Here is an 11,267-nt window from a genome sequence, read left to right as displayed (position 1 = left end):
TTGGACACATCCTTTCGGCGTGCCTCGTGTCTCCGGATCGCGTTCCTCGGGGAGGTTGGGGGCCACCGCGCCCCATACAACAACTCCATCAACAACCGAGCATCCATGGAAAGGCGCCTTCGTTGAACGATCGCACAACGGCGAGGATCGGCATCGTCACCATCTCCGACCGAGCAAGTCGCGGCGAGTACGAGGACCGGGGCGGTCCCGCAATCAAGGAATACATGGGCGAGGTACTCTCCTCGCCCTGGGAGCCGGAGGCGGTGGTCATCGCCGACGAGCGGGGTCTCATCGAAGAGACGCTGCGCGAGTTCGCGGACGACAAGGGATGTTGCTTGATCGTGACCACCGGCGGCACCGGGCCGGCGCAGCGCGATGTCACGCCGGAGGCGACGGAAGCCGTGTCCGAGAAGATGATGCCGGGCTTCGGCGAGTTGATGCGAAAGGTCTCGCTCGAGAAGGTGCCGACGGCGATCCTCTCCCGGCAGACCGCCGGCATTCGCGGTCGTTCGCTGATCGTCAACTTGCCGGGACAGCCGAAAGCGATCCGGGAGTGCCTCGACGCGGTCTTTCCCGCGATTCCCTACTGCGTCGAGCTGATTGGTGGTCCCTACCTCACCACGAACGAGGAGCGACTCGTCGCCTTCCGACCGAAGAAGAAGTAGGGCGGAGAGCCTCAGGACGCCAAGCACGGCGGGGTTGTTGCCCACCAATGTGAATCAAGGGAGAAACGCCAGGGCTCGCTGCGTCAGGCAATGGCCTGACCTATCGGCTACGGTTGTTTGTCTTTCAGCCGGTTCCAGCGTCCTGATTGGGAGGGCTCCTCGATGGTGACGTCTCCACGCACTGGCCAGAGGAGTAGCGAGAGCGTCACCAGCAGGGCGACCAGGGTGAGCCAACGGCCGAGAAGGTAGGAGGTCGGGCGGTAGCGGAGCCGGATCTTGTGCTCGCCGGGGCCGAGCCGCAACATCTGGAAGATGCCGTTGCCCCGTTCGATCGGGATCACCTCGCCGCTGTCGTAGGCCTGCCAGCCCGGATACCAGATCTCGTTGATCACGAGATAGCCCCCCGTGCCCGCGTCGACGTCGAGCAGGATCTCGTCGCGATGGTGTTCGAGTGGGACCTCTTGGAAGTCGCCCGCGAACGAGTCGGTCTCGGTCCCTTCATCCACCACGACCGTCTGGCGCGGGTCGATCGTCCGCAGGGCCTCGATCGGGTCTTCGGCAACCATGGCCTCACGGACCAAATAGGCTCGCGGCAACGCCTCGGTGTTCTCGTAGAGGTAGGTCTTGGGCATGAGCGACTTCCCCTTCGTTCGGAAGGAGAAGTGATAGATCTCCAGATCGTCCCACTCGTCGCGCAGGGTCAGCCCCGGAATGTCCAAGGGTTGGTTACTCACGATGTAGCGAACGTTGAAGAGATCGAGGAAGCGACGATCGTTCAGCTCGACCATGCCGAGCCCCGTACCGTAGCTCCAGCGTTCGTCGTTGCGGTAGAGTCCCCGATTGACGAAATCGAAGGTGCCACGCGGAATAAGGGGATTGAATCCGACGATACTTTCGATGCCGGCGGGACTCGAGTAGGTGATCGGCAGCGAGGTGAAGCGGCCCTTTTGCTCCGAGTTCATCGGAAGGACACGCTGCTCGCCCAGAGGAACTTCGAGCCGATTCACGACCGGGTTCTCGCCGAGGATCTCCTCGAGCGGACGGGAGTCGACCATCGGAAGCGTGTACCGGGTAACATCCGAAACCATCGCCGCGAGCAGGATGCATTCAATGACTAGTCGCGCCCGGCTCGGCCACGGAAGCGTGATGCAAGTAGGCAGAGCGAGCAGGGCTAGCGCGATCGTTGATTCCTTGGTCGGCGCGAGATTGTATACCCAGACCCCCAAGCCCAATAGGAGCCATGCGAGGATGCGTTTCGTCCATCGGTAGGACGAGTCCGCGGTGAGGGCGGCGAATCCGGTCGCGGCGAGGTAGCCCAGCGGAATGCCAAGGACGAGGACCATCCGCGTCGGGATGCGAAAGAGCTTGAAGCCGGGAGCGTACGCGTAGAGGAAGTGGTGCAAGCCGCCGTTGGAACCTAGGGCGTACCAGAACCCGAAGAGTAGCCAGCAGAGAAAGAAGATCGAGTTCCGTCGGCGCCGTGGCCAAAGGATGCCGAAGGGGGCCAAGGAGAGCGCGACGACACCGAGGTAGACGGACTCTTCCCAGGTCTTGCGTGTCTTGCTGGGAAGGACCAGGTTCTGCGCGTCCTCGAAGTGGGCCGAGCGTCGGGCGGCGTAGTCGTAGGGAAGTCCTCCGCTACGGACCGCGGCGTTGCTGACGACGAGATCCAAGGCGGGAATGATTTGTACCGCGCCGAGCAGCAATCCCAGCGCCGCGGCGAGAACCAAATGGCCGAACGAACGCCGAAGCTCTTCCCACGATCCCCACAAACGAGACAACGCCAAGAGAGAATAGGTAGCGACGATCAACTGCGAATAGAAGAGGATCTGCGGGTGAGCCCCGAGTAGAACCATTCCCGTCGCGATCGCGAGCAGTGCCGACCAGCGCCGGGTCGGCCAACCAGATGGCCGGCAGCAGACGTGGTCGATCAGGCCACATTGCCACGGTACCCAGACGAAGGGAAGGAAGATGACGTGGCCGGGGACGACGACGTGGTAGAACCACTTGCCGCAAAAGACGAACGCGAGCGCTCCGGCGAGCCGCGCGAAGCGTGGGATCTGGTGACCTTTCAGCCAGAAGAGCATCCCCCAGCCGCCGATCACAAGATGAAGCATCATGATCGGGCCGAAGAGGGAGGCCCCGTGCTCCGGCGGTAGGAGTGCGTGCAGCCAGTTGGGCGGATAGAAGAGCCCCGCTTGGGGATCGCCGACGAGGGGCATTCCGCCAAAGGAGGTCGGGTTCCACAAGGGCAGCCGTTGATGTTCGCGCACCGACGCGCTCAGCAGGTGCCGAAAAGGTAAGTGCTGCGAAAGGATGTCCGAATAGGGGCTATAGAGGGCCTCGGATGGCTGCGTCACGATCGGCCAGAAGACGATGCCGACGACGACCACCACCGCGAGGTAGAGGCACGCTTCGATCATCCACGACGTTCGGGCGTCAGATCCGGTTGAGGGCCGACCAGCCGCGCGGGCTGACGGCGCTGCCTCGGAACGGGCGTTCATACGTACCTTTCGCGTGGATCTCGACGTGATCCCCGGCAACCGTCTCCACTCATGGGGACTTCGGAGCCGGAGCCTCGATGGGCGCGGAGACGGAGCTTGGCGAGGGGCCCGGTGTGGGAATGGCCTGCGCTTGATTCTTGTTCGGCAGCGCCTCGAGTTGGCTGACGATGATGGGCGTCATGTCCTGGGCGACGAGCTTTTCTGGCGGCGTGAACTGAAATTCCTCATCGGGAATCTCCTCTCCGATGACCACGTGCTGGTACTCGAGTTCGTAGAGGGGTTTGAATTCCCCCCGATCGTCACGCCGGAAGAGTTCGACCCGTAGCGGCCAGCTCGTCTTGGCGTCCAGGAAGAGCCGGACGTGCTGGGGGATGGTTCCCTTGATGTCCTCGATCGCCTTGGCGTTGGGATTTTGGGTGACCGCGGAGATGGCCTCGCGCCGCCATTGGCCTTCGACGACCTTCACGTCGCGTGGCGGATCGCCGCCGAACGACTCTTCCTTGAGTTCATCGAACTTGATCGTGTCGAGATAGCCCCGCAGCATGTCTCCCGGATGGACCGAGGGAATGCGCAAATCGAACTGGCGACGGATCATCGGGGGAATCTGTTTTTGTTCGAGCAGGGGGAGGATTTTCCCCATCTGGAACTCCTCGAGGGTCTCGTTCTCGAAGATCTTGCTGTAGCGATAGCCGATCTTGCCGTTGCTGATCGTCAGGCGTGTTCCGACCTGATCGTCGATCGGGACGCGCATTTCGGTGAGGGCGCGTCCGTCGGGCCCGATCTTGTAGGTTCCTTCGGCGATGATGGCTTGATCACCGACGTGAACAATCTGCTTCATCGTTGCCGATACGTAGTCAATCGCATCGATTTTCTCCGCCGCCTCTTGGACGAGACGATCGAAGCGCCCCGCCTTCGGTTCTTGTGGCGGCGCCGCTTGGGGAGTTGCGGGCTCCTGGGCGAGAAGATGGGTGGTTTGCCCAATTAAGAGGGCCCAGAGACCGAGGGTCCGAAAGTATCGCATCTACAGCTTTTCCTCATTTTGCCAGAAGGGCGAACACCTTCCAAACCGACTATAGCTAAGACGGCGCATCCGAAAAAGGTGAGAAAACCCGCATCGGACGCGGGGCGACGAACCGTGGTTATCCGTGCAAACACCGCGGACCTGGACGGACTTGTTCGGAGCCGAGGGGAAAAAAGTGAAACGAATCATTTGCGCTCTTGGATCGACGCTGTGCCTGATCGGCTGCCAGTCTCCGTTCGGAACAGGCTCGGCTCAGAAGTACAGTGACTACGGATACGGCGCCTACTCGGCGGAGAAGAAAGCCTCCAGCTCGAGCAGACATGGCGTCGCGGTTCCTGTTGGCCAACAAGCCAAGAGTGAGCCGATGGACGACCCGGCCGTCCAGCAGGCCGGATACAACGCGGGGGCGGGATTCCGAAGGAACAACTCCTTCGGCCACCAGAAGGTCGCCAAGGCTCTGCCGAGCCAGGGCGGGCAACTTCCCGGCGGCATGCCGATGCAGTTCGCGGGCGGACCGGGCGCAGGCCCGATGGGCCCCGGCGCCGGCATGATGGGGGCCCCCGGTATGATGGGGGGCGGAATGCCTCCGGGAATGATGGGCGGCATGCCCGGCATGGGCGGTGGAATGCCTCCTGGCATGGGCCCCGGATGTCCTCCCGGCGGTCCTGGAATGGGTGGCCCCGGAATGGGAGCTCCGGGCAATCTCGGACCCCGTTTTGTGATCGGCCGCAGCCAAGTTCGTTTCGTCAACCCCAAGGGGATGATGATCGGCTGGCAGGAAGCTCCCGGCCAATTCACGCCGCCTCAGCTCATCGCTCCGGCTCGCTACAACTTCATGCAGGCGCAGATCTATCGTCTAAAGCTGACGAACATTCCGGGACGTACGAATCTCAAGCTCTACCCGACGCTCGAGATCTACCCTGGAAACATGAAGATCAATGCGTTTCTGGCGCACAACGCGATTCCGATCGAGTTTAGCGATGACGACCTCGATCAGGTCCAGGCCGGCAACTTCGTGACGAAGGTCATCTACCTCCCCGATCCCAAGTTCCAGGAACTGGCGATGGCCGGGGTCGAAACCCTTGTCTCGACGCGGCTCGATCCGGGGGTCGATCCGATTCAGGAAGCCCACAAACGGGGAGCGATCCTCGCGGTCATCCGACTCGGTGGTGTTGACCTCGAAATGCAGCACAGCCCGAGCCTCTTCCGAGCTGGGCCGATGGCGACCGGCGTGATGCCCGGTGACGGTTCCTTCAACGGCATGCAGGAGATCCAAGGGGATTGCACCGATTGTGCTCCCGGAACTCAAAAGGGCGCCTCGAAGAACGTCAGCCTCGCCGTCGCCAAGCGGCAGGGAGTGAAGGATTCGGCCGGACCGAACTTCCCGACCGATGGGAACGTGACCGGTTCGCCGGCCGCTCCCGCCCCGACGACCAAGGGCCGGGCGAAGATCGCCTCGGGTAGCCCCAAGCTCGTCAAGTAAGGGGAAGGACAAGTCGATCGGCATGAGGGCGTCCGCCGACTCCAGCACGGAGAGCCGGTCGGGACGCCCTTTGTCTTTCCGCTCAGTAGTTGGGGCGGGTCTTGACCCACCACGAAGGCTCTTCCTGACCTCTCCCTGTGGGAGAGGTCGGCGAGCGAAGCGAGCCGTGTGAGGGGACGAAACGTGTTCGGTGATCGAGCGGTTTGTTGGAAGAGAACCCCCTCACCCCTAGCCCCTCTCCCACGGGGAGAGGGGAACAAGAGCAAGTCGGGCGGGTCTTGACCCACCACGAAGGCTCTTCCTGACCTCTCCCTGTGGGAGAGGTCGGCGAGCGAAGCGAGCCGTGTGAGGGGACGAAACGTGTTCGGTGATCGAGCGGTTTATTGGAAGAGAACCCCCTCACCCCTAGCCCCTCTCCCACGGGGAGAGGGGAACAAGAGCAAGTCGGGCGGGTCTTGACCCACCACGAAGGCTCTTCCTGACCTCTCCCTGTGGGAGAGGTCGGCGAGCGAAGCGAGCCGGGTGAGGGGACGAAACGTGTTCGGTGATCGAGCGGTTTGTTGGAAGAGAACCCCCTCACCCCTAGCCCCTCTCCCACGGGGAGAGGGGAACAAGAGCAAGTAGGGCGGGTCTTGACCCACCACGAAGGCTCTGTTCGGCGTCGTATGAGATGAGGAGTCGATGGCCATGGCAAGTTCTCGTCGCATCAAGAGAAGGTCGATCAAGGGCGGAACATCGGTCTCGTCGTGGGGGCTTCGCCTCGCGCTGACGATGGTGACCTCGTTGACCGCCTCGTCGCTCCAAGCCGCTGGGCCTCAGATCAGGTTGCCGTCGAACCAGCCGATCGTCCGCGGATCGGCTCCCGGCGATTGTCCCTCTTGTCGCGGTGGACTTCCGCCGATGGCGGGCCCGAGGGCCTACGCGCCGCCACCCGCGGTTCCTGATTGGGCACGTCAAGGGCTTCCCAAGCCCGTCCCCGGCGAGGGACCACTCGGCATCGAGGTCATCGGGCCCAAGGGTTCGCAAGTCCTCTTCTTTGGTGGCGGCCAACGCTACTCATTCGCCTCGCCGGCGCAGGTTCATTTGCCGTTTCAGCCGTTGACCCGCTTCGCGATCGCGAAGCTCGACCTCGCGGAGAACCGCACCTTCTACGGTACCATCAAACTGGTCCGCGAGACCTGGCGGCCCGTCGGCGTTCCCGCCGACAAGATCAGCATCCCGATCCTTATCGACGACGACGATATTCGTGGTTTGATGCTTGGACAACTCGTCACCAAGTACGTCGTGCTCGAAAGCGTCGAGACCGCGGCGCCGGAGGCGACCGAAGCCAATCGGCCGCTCCGCTACAACACGATGGCGGGCGATCAAGCGATCGAACTGGCCAAGTCGCTCGGAAAGATCATCATGGTCGTGCGACTAGGCAACCGCGTTCCGACCGAGCGGGAACTCGCTCTTGGGGCTCCATTGCCCGAAGGGACGACGCCGGCTTCGGTCCAGCAAGTCAACTACCAAACCGTCGCCCAAGGAGCGGGGCTCGACTGTCCCGCGTGCGGGGCGGGAAACTGCCCGCCGGGCGGGTGTGCTCCGGGAGTCTGTCCTCCCGGAGGGCCCGTGATTCCCGGTGTTCGCTATCAGCTCTTGCCCGACGTCGATTCGTTCCTGTGTGACGGTGGCGACGTCGGCACGCGAGCGGCGCTCAAGAAGGGGTGTGAGTTCTTCAAGGTCGATGCGACCGACACGCTCGCTCACTACGAGGACGCAATTGGTTGCCAGAAGGTCTGCTCCAATCGAGTCTGTGTCTTCGCGCCGCGGTTCGTCGAGGTCCGCACGCTTCGGGGACTCGAGCAGTATGACGTTCCGGTCACCACCGCTCCCGTCGAACGGGTCCAACCGATCGACGCGATGGTTCAGTACTGGACCGATAACGCCGAGCGTGGGGTGACGCCGCCTTGGTTCCTCAAGATGCGGGTCCGCCCGAGCGAGTTGGCGTCCGAGCAGGCTCCCGATGCCTTCATCGACGTGATCATGCTCGAACAGTACGAGCACTTGATGGTTTGGGAACAGGAGCGCGGACTCCTCAGCGTTCGCGAACTGATCGGCTTGGTCCAGCCTAATGTTCTCAAGGAGACGGTTGGTCCGCTGGTGGAGAAGGGGGTTCAGTTCCCCCAGGCGATCGGCATACTCCAGGGGCCGAACCAGATCGTGTCGACGTCGCATCTTGAGGAGTACGTCGTCGACGAGCCCAACCCGCAGCCCTCGCCGTTGTGCCTCCAGAAGATGGTCTCGGCGAAGTACGCCAAGGTGGGGGACACCCTGACCTTCAAGATCCGCTACACGAACAAGGGGCATGATCCGATCGACAATATCGTGATCGTCGACAGCCTCACCGGCCGTCTGGAGTTCGTTCCCGACAGCAACAAGTCCGAACGCGACGCCAACTTCACCACCGAGGACAACGACGTCGGCTCGCTCCTCTTGCGCTGGGAGATCAAGGGCTCGCTCGAACCCGGCGCCACCGGCGAGGTGAGCTTCGAGGCCAAGGTGCGGTAGCGGCAACCACGTCGCTGATCGCTCGCTCCGTCGAGTCGCTTCACCCCTTCCACGCCGTGCTTCACTCTTCCACCCTGTCGGGTGCCACTGGCCTCTTGCCAGCCAGTGCGACGGGGGCAGGTTCCACCAACACGTCAACGTGCCACTTCTCAACACCGTCGCTTCGGAGCGTTGTCGCGCTGCCGCCGTATGATCGCGGCAACTCTCCTCTCGTTCTGCCAACAACTCGGACGCAGCGTGTCGTTGCCTGCACCGAGAGCGTCTTAATTCACCATTTCTCACCCGTCCCTGACAGATGGCAGCCAGACGGTGGCCACGAACGGGTCACATTTCCGATTGCGCAATTTGAGAACTTGGCGCTGAGGGCTTGGCGATCAGGCGAATCGATATAACAAAGTATAAAGTTGTTTTTACGTCGTCATACTTAGTGATGGATCGTGGTGGCACTTATCAACCACTTCTGCGCCCGCTCCGGACATTGCGCCATGGAGAGGTGTCGATTTGATCGTCGACAGTCAGGGGGACGCCGCTGCACCCGCCTGCCGGGCGGCGATCGTCGGGGCTTCACCCTCGTCGAAGTCCTGGTTGTCATCGCGATCATGGGGATCCTGATGGCGCTGCTCTTGCCCGCGGTCTTCTCCGCGCGGCGAGCCTCCGATCGCATGATCTGCGCCAACAACTTGCGGCAGATCGGCATTGGCTTGCAGATGTTCGTCGACGACCACGACAGCTACTTCCCCGCCTCGGGTCATACCGCCTCCCGAACGAACGAGTTGTGGCTGCTGCGGCTTGAACCCTACATTGCCAACGTCCGAAAGATCATGATCTGTCCCGCGGACCCGAAGGGCCGCGACCGGCTCGAGTACGGCGGAGCAAGCTACGTCCTCAACTCGTACATCTGTGTTGCGGGCGAGGACCAGGCACTCCGTTTCGACGACATTCAAACGACTTCCCGCACGATCACCGTTTTCACGATCTCCGACAAGCAAGGGGTGAGTGTGTGGAACGATCACACGCATTCGCGTCTCTGGTTCGACGGCGCCGCCACGCCCGATGCCCGCTGGCTTCTGGTCAATGAAGACATCGCCCCTGATCGCTTCGAGTGGGGCAAGAGCGACTCCCACCTCTACGGAACCGCCAACTACCTGTACGCCGACGGCCATGTTGGCTCGATCGAGGCCTCCGACGTCCGTGGCTTCGTGGACCGCGACGAAAACTTCGCCAAGCCGCACTAAGAACGAAGGCGTTCCCGTTTCCGGAGGAGAACGACAATGACACGCTATCGAGAGACGACGGGAAAACGACGTGGCTTCGGGTTCGAGGACTTGGAGTCGCGCGTCGTTCCCGCGATCACTCCCGCGGATCTGCTCGACATGACCGAGATCCCCCTCGGCCACGTCGATCTCGGACTCAATGGCGGTGGGGGCTCGTTCTCCACCGGCTACCACGTCTCGGGCTCGTCGGGCGTCTTGCCCTTGGAGACCACTTACGTCTCCACCGACGACCGCGCCCTCAGGACGGTACCGTCCGGGTTCGACTTTCTTGGGGCCACCGCCGGTAGCGACATCTATTTGCTGCCGCAACAGTTCACGACGGAGACCGTCTGGCTTGGGTGGAGCGCGGAGGACTCGTCCCCTGGAGGATTCGACGAATGGACTCCCAATGGTGAAGTCGAGGGCCGCTGGATCGAGGCGATCCTCAGCGAGGTGAGAGGACCGGGCGAGTTTTCCCTGTGGCGCGATGGCGGTACACCTGTCGTCTTCTTGACCACTGCCGACGGGATCGACCCGAACAACGACGTCTTCCCGTTCCCCGTCGGCGGCCATCAGCACACCAACTGGGCCTTTACCGAAGCGGGGATCTACGAGATCGACCTTCATCTAAGGACCGACTTCGTGGGAGGTCCGGACGGACAACTAACTCAGACCGTCGAGCCGGTCACGCTGATTTTCGCCATCGACGTCGACGAGGCTTCCGACCCCGATCCGGATCCCGGTCCCACGCCGACTCCCGATACGGACCCAACGCCCGATCCCACGCCAACACCGACACCGTCGCCCACGCCGACACCAACTCCGAGTCCGACCCCGACGCCCACGCCGAGTCCACCTCCCACGTCGACGCCGGGTGTCACCGATCCGGACCTGGTCATCGAGGGGGATGGCGTCGGACTCTATGTCGATGGCTACTTCCACCTGCGAACCAACGACTTGCGGGACCAGGATCGTTCCATTCGCAAGGTCTTTGAGTTCGGCGCGTCAGGCGACGTCGGTTTCGTCTTCGATGCCGACCAGAACGGCACGCCCAATCTCGCGGTCTTTCGGCCCAGCACCGCCGAATGGATCGTCAACGTCAGCGAACTGAGCGATTTCAATCCAGAGCTGTTCCGAAGCTATGCCTTCGGCAACCCCGGTGGCGGCGATCGTCCCATCGTCGGCGATTGGGATGGCGACGGCTTCAAGGAGATCGGCGTCCATCGGCCCGCCAGCGCGAGCTTCAGCCTCGATCTCGACGGCAATCTGCGCTACACCGACGCCGACGTCAGCGTGACTTTTGGCAATCCCTTCGACGAAGCGACGATCGGTCATTTTCTCGAAGGGGTCACCTTCGAGCAGCTCGCGATTCGCCGCGGCGCCGAATGGGTGATCGCCGACACGTCGGTCCAATCCTTCGTTCCCACGAGTTATGAGCAGCGCTACTTCGGACTGACGGACGATGTCGCCTTGCCTGGTGATTGGAACAACGACGGCTACGACGAACTCGGCGTGCGTCGCGACATCACCTTCTACCTCGACTACGACAGCGACGATCTCTTCACCCTCGGCGCCGACATCGCCTTCTCCCGAAGTATCGCCAACGGCGATCAGGCGTTGGTCTGGACCTGGGATGATAGCGCCCAGCTCGACGCCATCCTAGCGGCCGCAGCATCCGATGAGGATGCCGAAGACGCCGACGAATCTCCCTGACATCGAATCTTGACAGCCGACTCGTCGTTGGGGCGACGAGACGCGCGTACCATCACTCACCCCTGAAGGAGCTATCTG

The 11,267-nt window shown here is 62.4% G+C and carries 7 protein-coding genes; 5 read left to right on the top strand and 2 right to left on the bottom strand.

Annotated elements, in window-relative coordinates; translation table 11 throughout:
- The first annotated feature begins 122 nt into the window (after window positions 1–122).
- Window positions 123–665 carry a molybdopterin adenylyltransferase gene (mog, locus tag Pan216_RS19705; RefSeq protein ID WP_145260608.1) on the top strand — a complete coding sequence of 181 codons (543 nt, stop codon included), beginning with the start codon at window positions 123–125 and terminating at the stop codon, window positions 663–665.
- Window positions 666–772: 107 nt separating this feature from the next.
- On the opposite strand, the gene Pan216_RS19700 is transcribed toward mog, so the two are convergent.
- Together Pan216_RS19700 and Pan216_RS19695 are read right to left on the bottom strand one after the other, a co-directional pair.
- On the bottom strand, window positions 773–3,088 hold the full coding sequence (locus Pan216_RS19700) for a YfhO family protein (RefSeq protein WP_145260605.1): 2,316 nt from the start codon (window positions 3,086–3,088) through the stop codon (window positions 773–775).
- 130 nt (window positions 3,089–3,218) lie between these two features.
- Complete coding sequence (locus tag Pan216_RS19695; protein ID WP_145260601.1) at window positions 3,219–4,190, bottom strand: LolA family protein; 972 nt, start codon at window positions 4,188–4,190, stop codon at window positions 3,219–3,221.
- 175 nt (window positions 4,191–4,365) lie between these two features.
- Between Pan216_RS19695 and Pan216_RS19690 the strand changes: the two genes are divergently transcribed.
- From Pan216_RS19690 to Pan216_RS28505, 4 genes are all read left to right on the top strand, one after another.
- Window positions 4,366–5,673, top strand: a complete 1,308-nt coding sequence (locus tag Pan216_RS19690) for a hypothetical protein (protein ID WP_145260598.1) — start codon at window positions 4,366–4,368, stop codon at window positions 5,671–5,673.
- A gap of 687 nt (window positions 5,674–6,360) precedes the next feature.
- Window positions 6,361–8,223 carry a hypothetical protein gene (locus tag Pan216_RS19685; protein WP_419192758.1) on the top strand — a complete coding sequence of 621 codons (1,863 nt, stop codon included), beginning with the start codon at window positions 6,361–6,363 and terminating at the stop codon, window positions 8,221–8,223.
- Between the two features lie 485 nt (window positions 8,224–8,708).
- The gene (locus Pan216_RS19680) at window positions 8,709–9,458 is read left to right on the top strand and encodes a type II secretion system protein (protein ID WP_145264182.1); all 750 of its coding nucleotides are present in this window, start codon (window positions 8,709–8,711) and stop codon (window positions 9,456–9,458) included.
- Between the two features lie 36 nt (window positions 9,459–9,494).
- The gene (locus Pan216_RS28505; RefSeq protein ID WP_419192757.1) at window positions 9,495–11,189 is read left to right on the top strand and encodes a choice-of-anchor M domain-containing protein; all 1,695 of its coding nucleotides are present in this window, start codon (window positions 9,495–9,497) and stop codon (window positions 11,187–11,189) included.
- Window positions 11,190–11,267 lie beyond the last annotated feature (78 nt).

This window comes from Kolteria novifilia, assembly GCA_007748055.1.
In the GTDB taxonomy this organism is placed as follows: domain Bacteria; phylum Planctomycetota; class Planctomycetia; order Kolteriales; family Kolteriaceae; genus Kolteria; species Kolteria novifilia.
This window is presented reverse-complemented; position numbering and strand designations above follow the sequence as displayed.